The sequence below is a fragment of the Glycomyces buryatensis genome (genome assembly GCF_004912275.1).
Taxonomy (GTDB): Bacteria; Actinomycetota; Actinomycetes; order Mycobacteriales; family Micromonosporaceae; genus Glycomyces; species Glycomyces buryatensis.
On record NZ_STGY01000042.1, the window covers coordinates 117,896 to 138,398 of the forward strand.

17 protein-coding genes are annotated in these 20,503 nt (G+C 68.0%); 10 read left to right on the plus strand and 7 right to left on the minus strand.

The genetic code is table 11. The features are described from left to right. Nucleotides 1-214 precede the first annotated feature (214 nt). Nucleotides 215-2,212, plus strand: coding sequence for a serine hydrolase domain-containing protein (locus tag FAB82_RS10960; protein WP_136534576.1), 1,998 nt, complete (start codon nt 215-217; stop codon nt 2,210-2,212). Between the two features lie 310 nt (nt 2,213-2,522). On the opposite strand, the gene FAB82_RS10965 is transcribed toward FAB82_RS10960, so the two are convergent. Continuing rightward, entirely contained in the window at nt 2,523-3,500 is a 978-nt protein-coding gene (locus FAB82_RS10965; protein ID WP_136534577.1) for an NHL repeat-containing protein, read from the minus strand. Between the two features lie 226 nt (nt 3,501-3,726). On the opposite strand from FAB82_RS10965, the gene FAB82_RS10970 reads away from it, so the two are divergent. From FAB82_RS10970 to FAB82_RS10980, 3 genes are all read left to right on the plus strand, one after another. After that, entirely contained in the window at nt 3,727-4,038 is a 312-nt protein-coding gene (locus FAB82_RS10970; RefSeq protein WP_211116520.1) for a MerR family DNA-binding protein, read from the plus strand. A 213-nt stretch (nt 4,039-4,251) separates the two neighbouring features. After that, the gene (locus FAB82_RS10975; RefSeq protein WP_168801538.1) at nt 4,252-5,307 is read left to right on the plus strand and encodes a pentapeptide repeat-containing protein; all 1,056 of its coding nucleotides are present in this window, start codon (nt 4,252-4,254) and stop codon (nt 5,305-5,307) included. A gap of 59 nt (nt 5,308-5,366) precedes the next feature. After that, a complete protein-coding gene (locus tag FAB82_RS10980) occupies nt 5,367-6,413 on the plus strand; it encodes an endonuclease/exonuclease/phosphatase family protein (RefSeq protein WP_136534579.1) in 1,047 nt (348 codons plus the stop codon). 1,918 nt (nt 6,414-8,331) lie between these two features. Here the strand turns inward: FAB82_RS10980 and FAB82_RS10985 are convergent. From FAB82_RS10985 to FAB82_RS10995, 3 genes are all read right to left on the minus strand, one after another. Then, a complete protein-coding gene (locus FAB82_RS10985) occupies nt 8,332-8,877 on the minus strand; it encodes a GNAT family N-acetyltransferase (RefSeq protein WP_136534580.1) in 546 nt (181 codons plus the stop codon). Between the two features lie 87 nt (nt 8,878-8,964). Next, entirely contained in the window at nt 8,965-9,939 is a 975-nt protein-coding gene (locus FAB82_RS10990) for a S66 peptidase family protein (RefSeq protein WP_136534581.1), read from the minus strand. Nucleotides 9,940-10,036: 97 nt separating this feature from the next. Continuing rightward, on the minus strand, nt 10,037-11,020 hold the full coding sequence (locus tag FAB82_RS10995; RefSeq protein WP_425461582.1) for a hypothetical protein: 984 nt from the start codon (nt 11,018-11,020) through the stop codon (nt 10,037-10,039). A 422-nt stretch (nt 11,021-11,442) separates the two neighbouring features. On the opposite strand from FAB82_RS10995, the gene FAB82_RS11000 reads away from it, so the two are divergent. The 6 genes from FAB82_RS11000 (at nt 11,443) to FAB82_RS11025 (ending at nt 18,537) form a co-directional block, all read left to right on the plus strand. Then, nucleotides 11,443-12,003, plus strand: coding sequence for a hypothetical protein (locus FAB82_RS11000; RefSeq protein ID WP_136534582.1), 561 nt, complete (start codon nt 11,443-11,445; stop codon nt 12,001-12,003). Between the two features lie 165 nt (nt 12,004-12,168). Beyond that, nucleotides 12,169-14,445, plus strand: a complete 2,277-nt coding sequence (locus tag FAB82_RS11005; protein WP_342799447.1) for a glycoside hydrolase domain-containing protein — start codon at nt 12,169-12,171, stop codon at nt 14,443-14,445. Then, complete coding sequence (locus tag FAB82_RS11010) at nt 14,442-15,722, plus strand: glycosyltransferase (protein ID WP_136534584.1); 1,281 nt, start codon at nt 14,442-14,444, stop codon at nt 15,720-15,722. Before FAB82_RS11005 ends, FAB82_RS11010 begins: the two co-directional genes overlap by 4 nt. A 173-nt stretch (nt 15,723-15,895) precedes the next feature. Continuing rightward, nucleotides 15,896-17,053 (plus strand): right-handed parallel beta-helix repeat-containing protein, encoded by a 1,158-nt coding sequence (locus FAB82_RS11015; RefSeq protein ID WP_136534585.1) that lies wholly within the window; start codon nt 15,896-15,898, stop codon nt 17,051-17,053. A gap of 186 nt (nt 17,054-17,239) precedes the next feature. Next, a complete protein-coding gene (locus FAB82_RS11020) occupies nt 17,240-17,791 on the plus strand; it encodes a SigE family RNA polymerase sigma factor (protein ID WP_211116523.1) in 552 nt (183 codons plus the stop codon). Next, nucleotides 17,788-18,537, plus strand: a complete 750-nt coding sequence (locus FAB82_RS11025; protein WP_136534587.1) for a hypothetical protein — start codon at nt 17,788-17,790, stop codon at nt 18,535-18,537. Before FAB82_RS11020 ends, FAB82_RS11025 begins: the two co-directional genes overlap by 4 nt. 59 nt (nt 18,538-18,596) lie before the next feature. Here the strand turns inward: FAB82_RS11025 and FAB82_RS11030 are convergent, their stop codons facing one another. From FAB82_RS11030 to FAB82_RS11040, 3 genes are all read right to left on the minus strand, one after another. Beyond that, the gene (locus tag FAB82_RS11030; RefSeq protein ID WP_136534588.1) at nt 18,597-19,325 is read right to left on the minus strand and encodes a PIG-L deacetylase family protein; all 729 of its coding nucleotides are present in this window, start codon (nt 19,323-19,325) and stop codon (nt 18,597-18,599) included. A gap of 68 nt (nt 19,326-19,393) precedes the next feature. Beyond that, nucleotides 19,394-19,864, minus strand: coding sequence for a rhodanese-like domain-containing protein (locus tag FAB82_RS11035; RefSeq protein ID WP_136534589.1), 471 nt, complete (start codon nt 19,862-19,864; stop codon nt 19,394-19,396). 75 nt (nt 19,865-19,939) lie between these two features. Further along, nucleotides 19,940-20,458, minus strand: coding sequence for a hypothetical protein (locus FAB82_RS11040; protein WP_136534590.1), 519 nt, complete (start codon nt 20,456-20,458; stop codon nt 19,940-19,942). Between the last annotated feature and the right edge of the window lie 45 nt (nt 20,459-20,503).

Genomic DNA, 20,503 nt, shown 5'->3' on the forward strand with positions numbered 1-20,503 from the left:
CACCGGGGCCGTCTCCGCAATGCATTGCGAGACAACCGTTGCGACTCAACCATTGTGAACCGGCCGCTTCGCGCTGGTTGTGTTGGTCGCGCCGGTTCCCTGGTACCGCTAGCCCTACCGAAAATCCGCCGGTGAGCGTCATTTCGACTGCGCCGCTTGCTTCATAGGTTTGGAGTGTCACTGCCTCCCAAGGAAACGGACAGTCCCGATCTCCATGAAATCGAGCTTTCGAACGCGCCTGGCCACCGCGATCGCCGCGACGGCGGCGCTGGCCGCCGCGGCAACCGCCGCCGCCGTCATGATCGCGCCGCCCGCCTTCGCCCAGGATCCCGCCGACATCGAGGACTTCGACGGCATCGACGATGTCCTCGCGGATCTCTTGGCCGAGAACGACATACCCGGCGCGGCGGTCACGGTCGCGACCTCGGACACCGTCGAAACGTACGTCGCCGGAGTCGCCGATGTCGCCTCCCAGACCCCGGTCGACGCCGAGGACACGGTCTTCCCGATCGACTCGGTCGCCAAAACGGTCACCGCGTCCATCGTCATGGACCTTGTGGACGAAGGCGTGCTCGACCTGGACGCGGACGTCAATGACTACCTGAACGAAGTCGAGATCGAGGACACCTACCCCGGCGAGCCGGTCACGTTGCGCCACTTGCTCACCCACACTGCCGGCTTCGAGGAGCAGGTCATCGGCATCCTCGCCGACGACTCCGGCACCATCGCCGAACTCGAAGCCCTGCTGGCCGAGGACATGCCCCGCCGGGTCCGGCCCCCGGGCGAGGTGGCGGCCTATTCCAACCACGGACTCGCCCTCGCCGGGCTCGTGGCCGCCGACGCCGCCGGCGTCGGCGTCGGCGTCGGCGTCGAGTTGGACGAGCTGATCACCGAGCGGCTGTTCGAACCGCTCGGCATGGATTCCTCGCACGCCGCTGCACTCACACCGAAAGCACTCCAGGAGCGGTCCGCGACCACGTACGGCCCCAACGGAATCGAGCCGGTCGAGCGCTTCGGCGACCCGCTCTACCCCGCGGGCGGGGCGGTCGCCACCGCCGCCGACATGGGTCGCTACCTGCAATTCCAGCTCGGCGATGGTGCACCAGTCTTCTCCGAGGCGACCATGGACGAGTTCCACTCCACCCAGTTCCGGCACGATCCCCGCCTGCCCGGCATGGCTCTGGCGTTCGCCGAGCGGTACCGGGGCGAGACCAGAATGCTCTCCCACGGTGGCGACGGCCCCGGCTCCCACAGTCTCCTGACGCTCGTGCCCGAGTCCGATCTCGGCGTGTACATCGTGGTCAACGGCGACGGCTGGAGAGGCGAGGGCGGCAGTGCGATCGCCGCCATCGAATCGGCGACCGACCAGATCCTGGACGGGATCCTCGGAGGCGAAGCCGGAGCCGCGGCCGACGGCCCCGCCGGGGCGGAAGCAGTGGAAGCACCCGCCGAGGCTGCCGAGGCCGCCGCGGGGACGTACCGCACCACCCGCATGAACGACACGGACTACACCCGCCTGTTCCTCGCCATGGGATCGGACGTCACCGTCGAGGTCGACGGCGAAGGAACGGTGACGACGACAGGACTCTCCTACGATCCCGATGTCGCCGAACAGGAATGGGAGCCCGTCGGCGACGGGCTGTACCGCGAACGGGACGGTTCGGCCCTGATCGCCTTCGGGACTCTGGACGGTCGGACGGTGCTCTACAACGGCTCCGATGCCTTCCAAGTGGTGCGGTGGTACGAGAACGTCATGCTCCACCTGGGACTGGCGGCGGCCGGATTGGTTTTGCTGCTGAGCCAGTTGGTGTGGCCGGTGGTGGCGCTGGTCAAGCGCCTGCGTCGGCGAAGCTCCATCGAAGCCGAGCGCGGGCTGACCGGCCCGAAAGCTGCGACGGCGCTGGCGAGCATCACGGCGGTTCTCGCCGCGGGATTCCTCGCGGCCTTCGTCGCGGTGGCCGCCGACATGGATCAGTTGACGGTCGCCGTTCTGGAGGGATCGCCGCTGGTCAACCTGGTCTCGATCCCGATGCTGTTGGCGGCCTTGGGAACCGTGGCGATGATGTGTTGTGTGGTCATGGCCTGGACCCGCCGCTGGTGGGGGAAGAGAAGAAGGGTTCACTACACGGTGGTGGTGCTCGGCGCGGTCGCCTTCACGGTTGTTGGCCACCTGTATCACTTCACGATCGCTCCGCTGGCCCTGTTCGGGTAGCGGCTGCAGAAAGGCGCGCTTCCGCTTGCAATGGGAAGCGCGCCAGATTTTTGAGTTTGGGCCGACTACGCGATGTCTCCGGATTTGATGGCGGTCATGAGGCCGGTCCAGGAGGGGGCGTCAATGAGGAGGTGCGGGAACACGCCTGCGGCCTCACCATCGCCACCATCTGGAAAGGCACCGCCAGCGCCAACACCCCAGGCCGCACCGACCCCTGGCGCGAAACCCAACGCACCCACGCTGCCACCCGCATCGCCGCCACCCACGCCGTAGGAACCATGCCCCTATCGGCTTCTTGGGTTCTGGCGCCCTAGTGGATGGAGTCGATGAGATATATGGAGTTACTGCTCCATTCGCAGACGGCCAGGCGGCCGTCAGGTGCCAGCGTGATTCCGGTGGGGCTGGAGAAGCCGTCGGCGATGGTGGTGCGGGTGCCGTCCGGTTCGATCATGTCCACGGTCGAGCCGCCGTAGTCCACGACGTAGACCGCGTCCCCTCCGGCGGGGGCGATTCCCGGACCGGGACTGCCCAGTTCGGTATTGACATGCACGGCTTCGAGATCGCCGCCGGAAACAAGCGACACACCGCCGGCGATATTACTGACCATGAGGTCGCCATTTTCCAGTTCCACCGCACCGACCGGGGTCTGCAATCCGGTGGCGACCACGCGGGTCTGCCCGTCGGCGTCGGCGGCGAGGATCTCGTTGGTCTGCCGGTTGGCGATCAAGAGCTCGCCGGCGGCGTTGAACGACAACCCGGCGGGAGTGGCCAGCCCCTCTACGAAGACCTCGGGCTCGCCGTCCTCGGTGAACCGCCACACCACGTCGCCGCTGTACGAGGCGGCATAGACCACTCCGTCGGCGTCGATCGCCAGTCCCGAAGGGCCGTTGAGATCGCTTGCGAAGGTGGTGCGTTCTCCTTCTGCGGTTACCCGTTCGATGGTTCCGCCCGACCAGTTCGCGATGTAGATCGAACCGTCCGCGTCATAGGCCATGCCCACCGGCGACTCGAGGCCGTCCCATACCGCCTCGCCGGGCTCTTGCGGCAGGTCCGCCACGGTTCCATCGTCCGGCGGCGCGGGTTGGGATTCGGACGTCGTATTCGAGCTCTCGGCGGTGCAGGCGGCCGCGGCCAGGAGCATCGCCGTCGCGGGCCCGATGAGGAGGCGCCGTGCCCGGCCGGGTGTCGTCGCGCTGTTGGGGGTCGTCGCTCGGGATACCGTCTCCCGGCTGGGCGTCGTCGCCCACCTGGCCGGATTGATGAGTTGCTGGATGGCGGTCGGACGCATCGTGTGCTCACTCCGTCATGGCTCGGGGTCTGAATCCCTTCCGATGCTAAGGATTAGAGCGCGCTCGAAGTCAACCGCGAACGGTGGCTCAGTTCAGCTTGAGGTTTTAGAGTCACTGGTATGACTATCGAACAACGCGAGACAGCGGTCGAGGGGCTCTCCGTGGCACAGATGGCCGAGGCCACCGGGGTGAGCGCATACGCTTCGCTACTACGAACGTGCCGGATTGATCCACGCCGTCGAGCGGACCTCCGGCAATCAGCGCCGCTACCGGGCCGCGGACATCGAGTGGGTGCGGTTCCTATTGCGGCTCAGAGAGATCGGGATGGGCATCGCCGGGATGCGCGACTACGCGCGGCTGCGCGCGCGGGGCGAGTCGACGTTGGAGGAACGCATGGAGCTCCTGGAGGGCCTCGACGCCGACATCGACGCGCAGATGGCCCGGTTGCAGGCCAACCAGCAGGCATTGCACGAGAAGATCGCGATCTATAAGGGCCAGATCGAACACCGAGACAGCCAGCGGACGGCCACCGCCTGAACCTGGACGACGCTCGACCATGACGGACCTGGCCGGTGTCGGCCCCTTGCTACCGCTGGGGACTTCGGTTCGCCGGATTCCTGGTAGAACCATGAGATGTCCTCTCCTCCGGATAGTGTTGACAGCCCCCAAGATCAGAAGACAATCCGCCACCTCCGAACGTGGGTAGCTGCTTGGCTGCGATGGGGGCTCAGCGGCAATGTGGAGCGCTGGTTGCCGCTTCGACTGTCGCTGCATGTGTTGCTGATGGTGGGTCTGGCCGGGCTGGCGGCGGTCGTGCTGTGGGACTTCTTCGCCGCACGGTTCCCCTCGCCGCTGCCCGCCGATCTGAAGGTGGATGTCGTCCGCCTGGTCATGTATGTCATTGCGGGCCTTGGTGGAGTCGTCGCATTGGTCATCGCCTATCGCCGCCAGCGCTTGGGGGAGGCTGCGGCCACGCTCGAGCTGGCCGCGGACTCGCGTGAGCAGACCAAGGCGTTCAACGAGCGATTCGCCGCAGCAGCTGAGCAGATGTCCTCTGACAAGGCTGCGAACCGGCTTGCCGGTGTCTACGCGATGGCGAGTCTGGCTGACGGCTGGGACCAGGGCCGTCAGACGTGCATTAACGTCTTGTGCGCCTACATGCGGTTGCCGTACGACCCGCCCGAGGAGGCTCCAGACCTTGACACCAGCGACGCTCGAGAGGATCACCAGGAGCGTCGTGCGGAACGCCAAGTGCGCCGCACGGTCATGGACGTCATCGGGGAACGGCTTCGTGGATACCCGGTCCCGGGCAAGACCTGGCACGGCCACGACTTCGACTTCTCTGGCGCCGTAATCGACATGGGCAACCTACGACAGATCAAGATCACCGGAGGCCTTGTCGACTTCCGCGGAGCTGAGTTCTCCAGTGGCCGAGTCAATTTCAACAAGGCTGTGTTCTCCGGCGGCCTGGTCGACTTCGACGGGGCTAAGTTCTCGGGCGGCCTGGTCGACTTCCGTGCAGCTGAGGTCTCTCGTGGTGAGGTTTCTTTCGTCAGGGCTGAGTTTTCCAGTGGTGAAGTTTCTTTCTTCGCAGCTGAATTCTCCGGCGGACTGGTCTATTTCTACAGAGCTGCGTTCTCCGGCAGCCAGGTCGACTTCGGCAGCACTAAGTTCCTCGGCGGCACGGTCGATCTTCGGGGGCCTGGGGAATGGTCGACTCCGCCCATGTTCGATGCATTTCCGGAGGGAAGGCCAGCGGGGCTGCTACTGCCCGACCTGGCGACCGACCAGACGCCAGATGCATGAGCAAGATTCGCTCCGGGGACTCAACTGGATCGGTGGCGGGCCAGCGCTAGAGTCTGGCCATGACTGAGCCTCAGGTGGATGATGCGACCATGCAATTGGGCACCGTCCCTGAGCCGCAAGCGAAACGGAAGCCCTGGTATCGCTCTCGCGTCTTCCGGGTCTTCTCCTGGGCTGCCTCTGCCGGGGTCGTTATCTACACGGTGGTCCGCCTGTTCGGGCTGGAGACCGGGTGGATTCTCGGGACCACCATCGCGTTCGTCCCATATGCCGCCGCACTCGCTCTCGTCGGGGCCGGAGTCCAAGCCGCGTTCCGCCACTGGGCCGCCGCCATCGTCTCGGCCGCCGCCGCGCTCGCCATGGTCGCCGTCGTCTCGCCCCGCCTGTTCGCCGATGACCAACCCGCCGCCTCGGGTCCGGAGTTGACCGTCATGTCCGTGAACCTCTATGTGGGCGTCGCGAACCTGGAGTACGTGATGGAACTGGTCGAGGAGCACGAGCCCGATGTGCTGTCCGTCCAGGAGTTCACGCCCGGCGCCATGGACACCCTCGCCGAGCTCGGGCTGGAAGACCTCCTTCCGCACGTCATCGCCGAGCCCGGTGATCAGGCGATCGGGACCGCGCTGTACTCCGCGCATCCGCTGGAGCGACTCGAAGAGATCGAGCCGGGCGGGATCTTCTACCAGCCCGCCGCCGAGATAACCCTGGAAGACGGCTCGAAGGCCCGCTTCATGGCCATCCACACCGCCGCGCCCGCCAGCGCCGAGCGGGTCCCGCAGTGGGAGGCCGACTTCGCGGTACTGCCGCGCCCCGAGGAGGACGTGCCGTGGATCCTCGCCGGGGACTTCAATGCCACGCTGGATCACGACCTGCTGCGCGACCTGATCAGCACGGGTTACACCGATGCCGCCGACGCCACCGGTTCTGGGCTCGACATGACTTGGCGCCCAATCGAGGGCGGTTATCTCAATGGGATCGTGCGCCCGCCCGCGGTCGCGCTCGACCACGTCCTGGTGGATGAGCGAGCCGCCGTGCACAGTTTCGAGGTCCTGGACAAGGACGGCAGCGACCACGCTCCCGTGGTCGCCCACATCCAATTGCCGGGTTAATCCCCCACTCCCAAACACACAGCCTCCGGCCCGACCGGTCGAACCGGACCGCAGGGTGACGGGGGGAAACGGCCGAGGGGCAATGCTGTTCAGTGAGTGCGTCGGAGCGGGCGCGGGTGGCGGGTTTGGTGGCGGGTTTGGTGGTGTTGTGGCGCTTGGGGAGGCCTGCATTGGGGGTGGGGGCGTTGGCGGGGGTGGTGCCTGCGGAGGGCCCGGCTGCGCTAAAGGCATCGGCGACGAAGGCGTGGACGTGGCGGGTGTCCGTCTGCGGGGCAGGGTCTCTGGGGTTCGGGCGGGCGGCACGCCCGGTCTGGATGTCGGACCTGTCGGGCACGGTTGCAAACGGGGGCCCTCAGTGGGCGACACGCCCGGCCGCAGGGTGCGAGGGTGCGGGATGCGGTGGCGGTCGTGGCGAGAGGTGTTGGGCCGCAGCCACTCCACGAGACTGATGTGACCGGCGTCTCTTTGTCGTTAGTGGATCGGGTTTTGTCGTAAAAGTAGTATAGAGGTACGCACAGGGATATGGAATCCGTACAGGTGTCGAGTAGGTGCAAGCAGACTACGCCAAGCCTCTGGCCGAGACGCCGCCTGACAGGTTCCGAGAACGACTGGCCTCTTGCATGGGCGGGGTGTTCTCAGTCCCGAGTGCTATCGGGTCCCGCGGTCCTCCGCGCCCTTCATGGGCCGGTGTAGGTGGGAGACGGCCTTGTCGGGATCACCTCGACTTGGCGGCACGTGTCCTGAACGAGGCACACCAGCACACGCGATGCAACGCCGACCATAGCGGGAGTCACGTGAGCACCGGGCATACACGCGAAGCAGCGCCCTGTTCGCCAGGGGCAGTGGAGCGTGCCGGGCCTAGAGGCGAAGCATGCCCTCCAAGGAATGACCCGCGGAGCGTGCCGGACCTCCACGCGAAACACGCCCCTCTAGGGAGGGGGATGTGACGCGTGACAGGCGAAGGACGAGGCGCCTCCTCGACCGAACCCGCCCGCACACCGGACGGGACATGGGAAGGAAGCGACCAGGAACATGACCGGACCGACCGGTCAGGGCGATGCCCGCTGAAGGGGGCTTCGCACGGACGGACCGGTCAGCGGGATCCTCGTTGATCGGCATCGTTCCACCGGAACGGACCGGTGAAAGGGATGGTCTCCGGTGGCGTTTGCTCGGTCGGGACCGACCGGTGCAAGTGATGCCCCCCGATGGGCTGCACCTGGCCGGAACCGACCGGCCCGGGCCGCGAAGCCCCTCAGAGGAAGGGCACGACCGACAGTCGCGAAGGCCGAGCACCGAGGGCCGAGAGGCCGATGTGTGATGCCCGAAGCGGGACACGGGAAGGGAGGCAAGACGACCATGACAGCCATGCAGACCATGACGACCATGACGACCATGACGGACCCGAGCTCGAGCTCGACGGCCCCTCGGGACCGCCCCCGCCGACAGTCCCGCACGGACGGCCCGGCGTTGGAGGCCACCGGCCCCGGCCAGGCCCCCACCACATCGCAGACCGGCCCCGGCCAGCACCCCCACCGCACCGCCGACCGGCCCCGCTCGGGCCCAATCCGGCCCGGCCCCGGCAGGCTACCTCGACCGGCCTTCCCCGTCCTTCCGTCGCTGCGAGCCTGAACGGCAACGGAAAAGCCACCCGGCTCCGGCGACGCACCCCGGACCGGCCGCCACCGCTCCATCGATGAGAGCCCGAACCGTCACCGACCGCTGGCCCCGCCCCGGCAGACCACCCCGACCGGCCTCCCCCGCCCCGCCGTCGTTGCAAGCCCGAACGCCAAGGGAAAAGCCAGCAAACCCCGGCAACGCGCCCGGGATCGGTTTCTTCACCACTCCGTCGCTGACCGCCCGAACCGCAAAGGAAGCGCTGCCCGGCACGGACTGCCGTTCTGTCTGAACGGCATTGGGCCTAGAGCAGCTCGTCCACCAGGCGGTCCTTGGGCAGGGTGTAGCGAACCGTCGGATATGCCGTTCCACTGAACTCGAAGGTCGAGCGTTCGCCGTCGGCCACGAAGCCGTACCGCTCGTAGAAGCGGCTCCCGGACTCGTTGCCCTCCAGCATCCACAGCCGGATCGGGGCCAGCCCGGTCTCGGTCAGGTGCCGGTGCGCCTCGCGCATGAGCGCATAGCCGATACCGCGTCCCTGGAAGTCGGGGTGCACGTAGATCGCCCAGACCTCGCCGGGGCTGCCCGGGCCGACCTCGTCTTCGCCGACTTCCTCTCGGTACCAACCGGTCGCGGCCCATCCGACCACGTCCTGGCCGCGTTCGGCCACGAGGTTAAGTGTGAACGGCTTCGGGGAGGAGAGGCTTCGGACGAAACGCTCCCCGGGCACGTCGGGGAGCGAGGCGAGGTCTTCGTCCGGGATGATGCCCGCATAGGCCTCGCGCCACGAGGCGTTCTTGACTTGCACGATCTCATCTGCGTCGGCTGGGCCCGCCGTTCGGATCTTCATGTCTACCAACCGTGCCCGAAGGTCCACAAGAAAGCAACCACTAACGCGAGCACATTCGCGCCCGCCAGGCGACCGTGCACGAACCGTCTAGGCGACGGGCGACTCCAGGAGCCTGACCTGGTGCGCGGTGGCGTCGACGGACGCGAGCGAGCCGATCGGCATGGGCAGATTGGGGCCGGTGTGTCCGAAGTCGACACCGCCGAGGATGGGGAAGTCGAATTCGCCGACGACATCGAGCACGACGTCCTTGACCGTCACGGGGCCGTACTTCTCGGCAGGCCCTTGGATGTGGATTGGGATGCCGACGACCATCGCGCCGATCCGGTCGAAGATCCCTTGCATGCGCAGGGCGTGGAGGTCGTTCCAGATGTGGCCGATATTGCGGCCCACGTCCTCCCAGAAGAAGATCGCGCCGTCGAACCGCTTGGGCGCGAGCGCGAGGGGGGTCAACTGGAGTCGGATGAGCCGGTCGAGCAGGCCGCCGATGAGCGGTCCGGTGGCCTGGCCCGGCCTCCAGGTCTCCCACTGTTCCTGGGCCGGGAGGGTGGCCGATGCGATCTCGCCGATCAACAGGCCCCGGACGAGTTCCCCGATCTCCTTGCGGCGCTCGGGGGTCGAGCCGTCCCAGAAGCTGCCGAATCCGGGGGCGAAGTCGGCGTGCATGCCGACCAGGCCGGTCTGGGAGTGCAGCGCGAGGTGGAGGCCGGTGATGTCGGAGAAGCCGAGCAGCGGCTTGGGGTCGGCCCGGACGGCGTCGAAGTCGAGCCGGTCGACGTAGCCGGTGGTCGAGTTGCCGCCCGCGAACGGGACAATCGCCCGCACCTCGGGGTCGGCCAGCAGCGCATTGACCTCGGCGGCCTGTTCGGTGACGGTGCCGGAGCGCCAGTAGTGGCGGGAGGCGGACTTGATGAGCGGCGAGTGCTCGACGGTGAAGCCCATCGCCTCCAGCGCTTCGGTTCCCGAGTCGAGTTCGTCCTGGCGGTCGGGGATGAACGGGCCCGAGGGGGCCGCGATGACGACCTTGTCGCCGGGTTGGAGTCGCTTGGGCCGCAGGGGTTGCATCGAGACGTACCTCCATGGAGACGGGCCGGGACGGAAGCCAGCCTACGGCGGCTCCGGTCCCGGCGCAATAACCCTGTGCAATACCTGTGTGCAGGCGTTATCTGGGGGTGTTTGCGAACCCGGTGAGGACGGGCTCGGCGTCCCCGCTCTCCAATCCGCTTTCCGTGCCGCTTTCCTTACGGGCCTCCGCCTTCGCCACTGCCGCCGCCCAGGCGATGCCGGCGATGGTGATCGCGGCCGAGGCCGAGAATCCGGCCAGGGTGACCGCGTCCGGGTGGACGAAGGACTGGCCGCGCAGGGCCTGCATGGAAGTGGTGGCGAACAGGCCCAGGGTGCCGAGGGCCAGCGAGTGGACGATGCGAGCCCGGGTCCGGTCGTCGCACAGCCAGGCATGGCGGACGGCCAGGGCGCTCATGGCGAACGCGGCGATGATGAGGACCTGGATGCCGTGCAGGCCGATGAAGTGCGGGACGCGCATGTCGCCGCCGGTGGTGGACCAGCCGGTGAGGAACATGCCGCCGCCGTCGAGGTCGCCGACGCCGTGGCCCGCGTTGAGGAGGACCTCGTCGCCGTTCGCGTCGGTCTGGACGCGCTCGCCCTGGCCGCCGGCGGTGACGATGCCGAACGCGGCGACCATGCCCAGCGTGGACAGGAACAGACCCCAGCGGACCACGGCGGTCACCGCGCGGTCGCCGAACTTCTGGAACAGCACCATCACGGCGATGACCAGGTTGACGGTCATCATCAGCGGGATGAGCTGGAACGCGGCCTGGACCAGGTCGTTGAGGCCGCCCTCGGTGGTATTGAAGTGGCTGAACGTGCCGGCCGCCGCGGCGGCGGCGATGGCGCCGACCTCCAGGACGCTGATCGCGGCGAAGACCGTGCCGGTCCACCACCCGAAGCGGCGCAGCCGGGTCAGGTGGCCGAGCAGCCAGGCGAGGCTGAAGCAGTAGGCGGCGAAGGCGAACCCGAACTTCAGCGGCTTGATCCAGACGTTCTCGCCCAGGATGGCGCGGTCGTCCACGAAGAGTCCGACGACCGAGACGAGGGCCAGCGCGGTGAAGGCGTACCCGGCGCCCATAAGTGGGCGGTGCCAGCGGGACGGGGTGGTGTCGCGGTGGGTTCCCCCGGCGCCGGCCGGGGACCGGGAGTCGTTGACCGGGGTTTGGAGGGTGTTGCTCATGAGGACAAAGCTATGGCGGTTTCCCTTGTCGCACAGTGACGTCAGCGGGCCGATCGGGGTGGGGTCAGCCTTACCGTCGTCCCTACTGTTGTCCCGAGATCCGGTGTCCGTGGTGGGGATTCCGGTGCCGCTGATCGCCCCTACCGCCGCCTCGGGGTTCCGTGTCGTGGGCGGGAGTCTCGGTGCCGCTCATGGGATTCGGGTGCCCGGGGCCACATTCTCTGAAGAGGGGCTTGACAGTTCTTGAAGTTCAGTGTTTACTGAACTCAACGCACTTACAGAACAAACTGTAAATGGCAATCCCTCCAAAGGAGCCCGTCATGGAACTCATCGCCGAACTCTTCACCGACTTCTTCGCCTGGGCCTGGCCGCGCCACCTCAACCCGATCAGCTGGTACATCCGCCCGCTGTTCTTCCTCCCCATCGCCTACTTCGCCTGGAAGCGCCAAGGGTGGCTCATGAGCCTCTCCGTCGTCGCGATGCTGACGAGCTTCTTCTGGTTCCCCGAGCCGGCGGAAGTCGACCCTGCCGCCCAGGCCATTCTCGACATGGAGGCCGAGATGTTCACGCAGCCCGGCTGGCAGACCGCCGTCAGCCTCGGGACCATCCCGATCTTCCTCGGTGCCCTCCTGTGGGCGTTCTGGCAGCACTCGATCCGCATCGGCCTGTGGACGATCAACATCGGCGTCGCCTACAAGGCCGGCTGGGTCTGGGTGAACACCGACTTCGACGGGTTCATGGCCGTCGTCCCGATCTACGTGATCGCCCTGATCATCATCAACGCCCTCGTTCTCGGCATCGCCAAGTGGCGCGGGATCCCGGTCTTCGGCGCCAAAGAGGCTCGGGCCGAGCGCGAGGCCCGGGAGCAAGTCGAGGCTTGAAGGCGTCCGAATCGGGGCAGACCAGGTGGTCCGCCCCGTTCCGCTACCCCGCACGATTCACGAGATCGCTTGTGCGACAAGAAAACTAGACGATTCATGCTGATTGACTTGCGCGTTCATTGACGCGTAACCAGACTGTGACGCATGAACCTTAATATCAGGCCCATCTTGGACCAAGTCGACCCGTTCATCGGCACCGCAGCGACCGATCTGCCCGCGGCACAGGGGCTGGCCGCTTCCTGGTGGTGGCCGAAAGCCCAGGTCGGCAACACCCATCCCGGCGCGTGCGCCCCCTTCGGGATGGTCTCGGCCTGCGCCTGCTCCGGCGCCTACCCCACCGGCTACGGGCGCTACGGCATCTCCACCGAGGGCGCCCCCGAGCCGATGTACGACGAGTCCCTGGCGTCGGGTTTCACCCATTTCCAGCAGTCCGGGACCGGCGCGATCCGCAAGTACTACAACTACTTCCGCGTCACCCCCATGATCGAGCCGCTCGACGCCCTGGGCACGCAGTGGAAGCTCGAGGACGAGACTGCCGAGCCCGGCTACTACGCGGCCACGCTGGACAACGGGATCCGCTGCGAACTCACCGTCGGCGCCAAGACCGCCGTCCACCGCTACACCTTCCCGGCCGCGCCCTCCTCCCGAGTCGTCGTCGACTTCTCCTATGGGGGCCTGGCCATCGAGCACGGCTCCACCGTCCCGCTGCGGGCCGAGCTCCAGAGCCTGGGCCAGGGCGAGGCGCAGGGCACCGTCGTCATGGAGGGCGTCCCTCTGTCGGTGTTCATCGAGGCCGACGCCCCCGGCTGGCGCCAGCTCGTGTGGTACGACCGGCGGCGGCTCGACGGCGGCACCCGCCTCGACTTCGACCACATCCGCCGCACCACCTTGCGGCCCTTCGGCGTCATGTTCATGGGCCCCACCGAGGCCGGGCAGACCGTCGAGATCCGCATGGGCTTCTCGCTGCGCGGCACCGAGCAGTCCAAGGCCAACCTCCGCTCGGCGCTGCCCGTCTCCATTGCCTCCACCGGCTCCATCGGAGCTGCCGGTTTCGACGCCTGCCGCGAGGACACGCGACAGGCCTGGGCCGGCTACTTCGACCAGGTCAAAGTGGACGGCGGAAGCCCGGAGCGGCGCCGCGTGTTCGCCACCGCGCTCTACCACTCCCTCATCAAACCGTGCTTCGCCGAGGACGAGAGCCCCTTCTGGCCCGCCGGCGGCCCCTTCGTCTTCGACATCTCGACCATGTGGGACATGTACAAGACCCAGTTCCCGCTGCTCACCGCCCTCGACCCCGCCAAGGGCACGGCGATGCTCGAATCGCTGGTGCGCATCTGCGAGGAGGAGGGCAACCTCCCCATCGGCTACCGGATGGCCCGCGGCACCGACCGGTTCTTCCGCCAGGCCTCCGCGCTCGCCCACACCGCCCTGGCCGACGGCTACCAGCTGGGACTGCCCGGCCTGGACTGGGACTGGGCGCTCGTCCACATGCAGGACGACCTGCGGCGCGGCTACGGCGAGGAGTTCGCCGCCCGCGGCATCGTCCACCCCATCAGCCACACCCTCGACCTCGCCTACGGCTACTGGTGCACCGCACTCATCGCCCGCGGCCTGGGCGACGCGCCCCTCGCCGACGAGCTGGAGGCCAAGAGCCAGGGTTGGGCCAACGCGTTCGGGCCCGACGGCCTGCTGCGCGACTCCTCCTTCTACGAGGGCGGCAGGTGGAACTACTCGTTCCGGCTCCTGCACGACATGGCCGCCCGCATCGACCTCGCGGGCGGCGACCAGGAGTTCGTCGCCATCCTCGACCGGTTCTTCGGCTACGGCGCCGAACCCGTCACCCAGCTCGGGTCCCGCCCCTTCGGCCCCGAGTTCGCCATCGGCGTCGACCTCAACCGCTTCGAGGGCCTCAATAACGAGCCCGACATGGAGGCCCCCTGGGCCTACCACTACGCTGGCCGGCCCGACCGGACCGCCGAAGTCGTGCACGCCGCCCTCGCCCACCAGTTCGGGACCGGCCCCGGGGGCCTGCCCGGCAATGACGACTCGGGCGGCCTGAGCTCCTGGTACGTGTGGGCGTCGCTGGGGCTGTTCCCCGTCGCCGGCCAGAACCTGTTCCTGGTCAATGCCCCCGCGTTCCCCGCGGCGCAGCTCCGCTTGGGCGGCAATGACTTCCAGATCACGACCACTGGCCACGTCGAGACGGGGATCGGCGCCGATGCGAAGGGCGGGCCCCGCTACGTGCAGCGGGCCCGATTCAACGGGCAAGCCCTGGACCACAGCTACATCACCGGCGACCAGCTGCACGGCGGCGGGACGCTGGAGATCGAACTGGGTCCGGTTCCGTCAGATTGGGCGACGAAGACGCGCCCGCCGTCAGCTTCCGACCGGCCAGGCCACGCGCGGGGCCCGGGAGCCCGATTCCAGGAGTACCTCCTATGACCAAGCCGTCCCGCCGTCTGGTGATCGTCGTCCGCGCGGACCCGGTCATCTGCGGCCATGCCACGGAGGCCCGCGGCCTCGCCGAAGTCGCCCTCGGGCGCGGATTCGACGACGTGCGCATCCTGTCCTGGCCGGTCGCGGCCCTCCAGGCGGCGGGGCTGCCGCTCAAACCGCTCGAGGCGATCCTGCCGTATTCGGAAGGGATCACCGTCGAACGGCCCGACCCCGTCGGCGACTACCGCGTCATCGACGGGCGGTTCCTGCACGGGCTCACCGGGCGGCTGTTCGAGCTGTTCACCGACGGGGTGCCGACGGTGTGCATGTCGATGTACCTGTCCCCGCATACGAACGCGGTCGTCGACGCCTTGCGGGCGGTGCGCAGCGCCGGACTCGACGCCCAGGTCACGACGATCGCCGAGGCGGTCGGCTCGGACATCACCAACGTCGTGCGCACCTGCATCGCCGAGGGCCGCTTCGGTGCCGCCGCAACGCTGTTCACCACCTATCTGTCGAACGACAAGTGCGTGGCGGTCTCGGAGTACACCCGGGAGGTGATCCTCGAGGAGGCCCAGAAGGTCGACCTGGCGTGCGGGACGCGATTCGCCGACGAGATCGCCTCGCGCGTCCAGATCAGTTACCCCGCCATCGACGCCTCGCAGTACACGGACCTGGACGACGCCGACGTGGACGCCGCACTCGCCGCGCGCGGCCTGGAACGCGACGGATACGTGCTGTTCCTGTCGCGGGTCGCCGCCGCGAAGGGCGCCGACGACCTCATCGAGGCCTACCGGGCGTCGCAGTCGGCTTCGACGCATCGGCTGGTCATCGCCGGTACCGGCCCGGCGCTGGCGGAGGTGCGCGCGCTCGCGGCGGGCGACGAGCGGATCCTGTTCCTGTCGGACGTGGGCGACGAGGAGAAGCCGCTGCTCATGCGCGGCTGCGCGGCGTACGCGCTGCCGAGCAAGCCGCGCCCGGAGTTCGTGGAGACGTTCGGGATCGCGCTGGTCGAGAAGATGCTCGCCGGCGGCGGCCCGGTCATCACCACGCGGACCGGCGGGATTCCCGAAGCGGTGGGGGACAACGCGATCGAGATCGAACCTGAGGACCGGGCGGGGCTGGCCCGCGCGATCGACGCGGCACTGGACATGAGCGAGGCCGAACGCGAGGCCGCGGCGGACCGGGCGCGGGCCTACGCGATGCGCTTCGACCGCGCCAATATCTTCGACAAGCTCTTCGCCGACCTCATGCGCAGCGAGCAGCCCGCCGCGATCGGCTAGATCAACCGGGGCCGGGCAGGGCCCTGAACTGGGTACTCACCCGTTTCGAAAAAAGATTCAGAACTTCGGCAACCTTCGGGTGCCCCGCGGCGACTACATGTCGGTGCGGCAACCCGGCTCCGTCGCACCACAAACTTCATCTACATATATAGACCCCACATAGGAAGGCATGCATGTCTGTCACACGCATGAAGCCCCGCAAACGCGGCCGCTACCTTTTCGGTGCGGCAGCGATCGCCATAGCGGGGGCGGCAGGCCTCGGCGTCCAATACGGGTTGAACCCGAACGAGGCGGCGGCCTCCCAAGAGGTCGTCGTCGGCTCCACCGCCGAACTCGAGGCCGCGATCGAAGACGCCGCGGCAGGCACGACCATCAGCGTCAAGGGCGGCACCTATAAGCCGACCTCCTCCCTCCATTCCGAAGCGTCCGGCACCGCTTCGGCACCGATCACCTTGCAGCCCTATGGGAACGGCGAAGTGATCGTGGACGGGTCGGGCCTGCCCGAAGAATCGTGGCTGCTGGCCATCCACGGCTCCTACTGGCACGTGTCCGACATGACCTTCGAGAACTCGACGGCGCACGGCGTCGTGGTCACGTCCTCGACCGGCGGCGTCTTCAAAAACCTGACCACCGCCAACAACGGCGACACCGGGTTCAACCTCCGCGGCGACGACACCGTGAACAACCTGGTCGAGAACCTGGACTCGTACGGCAACTACGACGCCGCCGCGAACGGCGAGAATGCCGACGGCATCGCCGTCAAGTTCGGCACCGGCTCCGGCAACGTCATCCGCGGCGCCCGCCTGTTCGAGAACTCGGACGACGGACTGGACTTCTGGTCCTTCGCAGGCGCCGTCCGCGTCGAGGACTCCTGGGCGTGGAGCAATGGCGAGAACGTCTGGGACGACTCGAACTTCCAGGGCGACGGCAACGGCTTCAAGCTGGGCGGCGACGACGAAGCCGTCCCGCACAAGATCATCAACAACGCCGCCTGGGACAACGTCGCCAACGGCTTCACCGAGAACTCGAACACCGGTCAGATGCAGATCTACCGCAATACGGCTTACGACAACGGCGGCTCCGGTTTCTGGTTCCAGACCGGCACCGCCAGGCTGGCGCGCAACCTCAGCGCCGAGGGCGGCTCGGCCGACGTGCTCGGCTCGCGCACCGTCTCCGCCGCCAACACTTGGGACGGGGTCTCCTCCCCGGCGCTCGCGTCGACCGACGGCTCCGAGGCCTACACGGAACGGGGGAGCGACGGCTCACTGCCTGCGGTCGATCTCCTGGTCACGGGCTCTTCGGCAATCGGCGCGACGATGGGCTATCTGTAACGGCACCTCGGGGGCTTGCTGCTTGACCCCGAAAAGCCTGTAGATAGCGCGGGCGCGGATACCCGGGGGTATCCGCGCCCGTTCCCTTTTCCGACAGCGTGCAACAGATGACGTTTGCGAGGACACATGGTCCGGCTGCTAGAATCGCCGCCTCCCCGACAACAACCTGCACCCGGAGGACCCCCGTTGGATGTCCCCGCCCGAACCGAAGAGGACGCCTTCCGCGCCTTCTTCGAGCGGCATCACGCCGAGTTGGCCCGTTTCGCGTGGCTGCTCATCGGCGAGAAGGCCGCGGCGGAGGATCTGGCGGCCGACGCGATGCTGGCCGTGTGGAAGCAGTGGCGCGAAGTCAGGCACGCGAAATCGCAGCTCGCGTACGCGAGAGGCATCGTCGCGAACCTGGCTAAGAGCCGGATTCGATCGGCTGTGAGAGAGCGGCGTCGCAACACCATGTTCTGGTCGCGGCCCACCGAGGCAGCGCCCGAGGCGAACGTGGCGGCCGTCGTGGACGTGCGCCGGGCCCTGGCCCGGCTCCCGTTCCGCAAGCGCGCCTGCGTCGTCCTGCGTCACTCGCTCGATCTATCCGAGCGCGAAACCGCTGAGGCCCTTGGGGTCACGGTGGGCACGGTCAAGAGCCAGACCTCCAAGGGCCTGGCCGAGCTGCGGAAACTCCTCGACGCCGACGGCGGGCAGGATGGCTCCGCATGGGAATCCATACGGAACGGGGTACGGCTATGAGGGACGACCTGCCCGACAGACTGCGGGTGACCGCCGAGGAATACCGGCCGGACACCGAGCGCATGTGGTCACGAGTCACCGACGGCATGCGAGAGGGCGAGCGGGTCGCGGCCCGCCCGGTGCGATCCGGATGGCGGGTGCCGCACCTGGCGCTGGCCACCGGCGCCGCGGTGGTGCTCGTGGGCGGCATCGTATTGGTCGGCTACGGACCGGATATGCGGCCGTCGGGCCCGCCAGCCGGTGGCGACACCTCCTCCAGCGCAGCGGCTTCGCCGTCGGGCTCGGACTCGCCGTCGGAGTCGGACGAACCGACGCAGGGGGTCGACCACCCCAAGCCCGACCCGGTCGACGACGTCGACTGGATCTGGACCGACGGGTTGGTCGATCCCGACAGCAATGACTACTGGTCGCAGAGCAACCTGACGCTCAAGAACGACGAGCCGCTGACGTCGCTGACGATCCAGCTGTGGGTGGTGCTCGGAGACGACGTCGAGCACCACGACGATTGGACGACCAACGACGAGGCCTTCGGCGAGGCCGAAGTGTCCGAACAGGACGGCTACCTCCTGGTGGAATGGACCCTCCCCGAGGGCCAGACCTTGGAGGCGGGCGAATACACGCTCGCCGGCCAGTACTACCACTCCGGGGGCGCGAGGGACGCCGACGGCGACTACTACGTGTTCGATGCCGAAGGAACGTCCGGCCCGGCCGAGGTCATCGGTGACTTTGCCGAGCAAGAGGACTAGCCGGGCGGTCAAATCCGGCGCGGGCCTTCAAAACGGACACCCGCGGACCCCCGGTCAGCTCAGAACGAGATGAGCTCGAACGCCGTGGCGTACTCGGTGCCGAAGCGCTCGCCGGTCATCGCGGCGAAGTCCGTCAGGAAGCCCCGGGCGTAGTCCTCCGGGTCCTGATCGGTCAGGACCTCGATGTACGTGCGGTGCTTCAACAGCGAGGCGATGCCGGTCTCCAGGGTCTCGCCCACGTCGACCGCGTGCGTCGACTGCGGCGAGCCGTTGAGGGCCACCCACTTCACGCCCGGCCACGGCTCCAGGCCCTGCTCGATCTGTTCGGGGAAGATCCACCGGTTCCCCGCATCGGCGGCCGCGTCCAGCACCGACTCCCCCACGGCGCGGTGATCGGCCGAGTTCCAGTGGCCCGGTTGGAAGTACTCGCGCCGGTTCAGCGTGATGATCAGCTCGGGCCGGTGGCGGCGGATCGCAGCCGCCAGGTCGCGACGCAGCCGGGTCCCGGCCTCGATCACGCCGTCGCGGTGGTCCAGGAACTCGACCTGGTCGACCCCGACCACTGCGGCACTGGCGATCTGCTCGGCCTCGCGCAGCGGGGCGCACTCCTCGGGTGGGATCGTGTCGATCCCCGCCTCCCCGCGCGTGACCATGAGATACGCGACCTCGCGGCCGGCGGCCGTCCAGCCCGCGACGGCCGCGGCCGCCCCGTACTCCATGTCGTCGGGGTGGGCCACAATGGCCAGTGCCTTGGTCCAGTCGGTCGGCATCGCAAGGAGATCGGTCATCTGTTCCTCCGGGTGGAGACCCCGGCGTCAACGCCGGGGAGCAGCTCAAGAGCTCAATTATGCCCGCGTCAGCAGGCGCAGGAGACGCCGCCGACCGGAACGGTGAGCGGGTCGGCGTCACGGCGCTCGGTACCGGCGTCGGTGGCGACCGGCAGGCCCTCGCGGATCCAGTACTCCATGCCGCCGATCATCTCCTTGACCTGGTAGCCGAGCTTCGCGAACTCGACGGCGGCGCGATAGGCGCCATTGCATCCCGGGCCCCAGCAGTACACGACGACCGGCTCGGCGGCATCGACGAGGTCGGCCGCCCGGGCGGCGATCTCGTCGGTGGGCAGGTGCACGGCGCCCGGGACGCGGCCCTGGTCCCAGGCGGCCCGGCCGCGGGAGTCGATCAGGGTGAATCCGGGGTCGCCGGCCTCAAGGGCCGCATGGACATCGGAGACGTCGGTGCGGAATGCGAGCTGGGCGGAGAAGTACGCGAGCGCATCGGCGGGAGATGCCGGATTCACGCGCAGCACGGGGTTCGAAGTCGGTTCCATGCCGATAAACCTAGCGAGTGGCACAGGTGGCCGCAACGTAGATACAAACGCGTCCCAGCGGCCCCAGGGCGCGGCTCAACCGGGTCGGCACCAGTCCTTGAGCTCCTTCGAGTTCGCGATCGCCGCGAGCCCCAGTAGCACCCCGATCGGGACCAGCGCACGGACGACCTGAACGATGATCACCCCGACGTCACCCGAGGTGAACGCGTCGACGATCGAGTAGAGCATGAGGGCGGTGCCCGCCAGTCCGAGCGCGATGGCCCCGACCCGCGCGAGGTTCACCTTTCGAACCAGCCCGCGCGCCAGCATCGCCTGGAAGATCGCCAGCGCCGCGAAGATCGCGGCCAAGCCGCAACCTCTGGCGAGGCGCACCTGGTCGTCGCCCGTCTGGGGCCAGCCAGATCCGATGAGTTGCCCCGCGACGAGCCACACGGCGAAGGCGGAGCAGAGCGCGAAGGCACCGCCGAAGAACCACAGGGCCGAGACCAGAAGCCGCCCGTTCGAGGGCATGGCCTTGAATCCGGTCTTCGGCGCCGCGGACTCGGCGTCGGGCGCGTCGTCTGCGGGGCGCGGGAATTGGATGCGGTCGGTCATGGCTGTTCCTCTGCGGGGAGTCGGATCAGGTGCGGCGGTGCCGTC

Bases quoted from the DNA above. Each gene is read 5' to 3' on its own strand.
- FAB82_RS10960 (WP_136534576.1), top strand. From the start codon at position 215: ATGAAATCGAGCTTTCGAACGCGCCTGGCCACCGCGATCGCCGCGACG.
- FAB82_RS10965 (WP_136534577.1), bottom strand. From the start codon at position 3,500: ATGCGTCCGACCGCCATCCAGCAACTCATCAATCCGGCCAGGTGGGCG.
- FAB82_RS10980 (WP_136534579.1), top strand. From the start codon at position 5,367: ATGACTGAGCCTCAGGTGGATGATGCGACCATGCAATTGGGCACCGTC.
- FAB82_RS10985 (WP_136534580.1), bottom strand. From the start codon at position 8,877: ATGAAGATCCGAACGGCGGGCCCAGCCGACGCAGATGAGATCGTGCAA.
- FAB82_RS10990 (WP_136534581.1), bottom strand. From the start codon at position 9,939: ATGCAACCCCTGCGGCCCAAGCGACTCCAACCCGGCGACAAGGTCGTC.
- FAB82_RS10995 (WP_425461582.1), bottom strand. From the start codon at position 11,020: ATGGGCGCCGGGTACGCCTTCACCGCGCTGGCCCTCGTCTCGGTCGTC.
- FAB82_RS11000 (WP_136534582.1), top strand. From the start codon at position 11,443: ATGGAACTCATCGCCGAACTCTTCACCGACTTCTTCGCCTGGGCCTGG.
- FAB82_RS11010 (WP_136534584.1), top strand. From the start codon at position 14,442: ATGACCAAGCCGTCCCGCCGTCTGGTGATCGTCGTCCGCGCGGACCCG.
- FAB82_RS11015 (WP_136534585.1), top strand. From the start codon at position 15,896: ATGTCTGTCACACGCATGAAGCCCCGCAAACGCGGCCGCTACCTTTTC.
- FAB82_RS11025 (WP_136534587.1), top strand. From the start codon at position 17,788: ATGAGGGACGACCTGCCCGACAGACTGCGGGTGACCGCCGAGGAATAC.
- FAB82_RS11030 (WP_136534588.1), bottom strand. From the start codon at position 19,325: ATGACCGATCTCCTTGCGATGCCGACCGACTGGACCAAGGCACTGGCC.
- FAB82_RS11035 (WP_136534589.1), bottom strand. From the start codon at position 19,864: ATGGAACCGACTTCGAACCCCGTGCTGCGCGTGAATCCGGCATCTCCC.
- FAB82_RS11040 (WP_136534590.1), bottom strand. From the start codon at position 20,458: ATGACCGACCGCATCCAATTCCCGCGCCCCGCAGACGACGCGCCCGAC.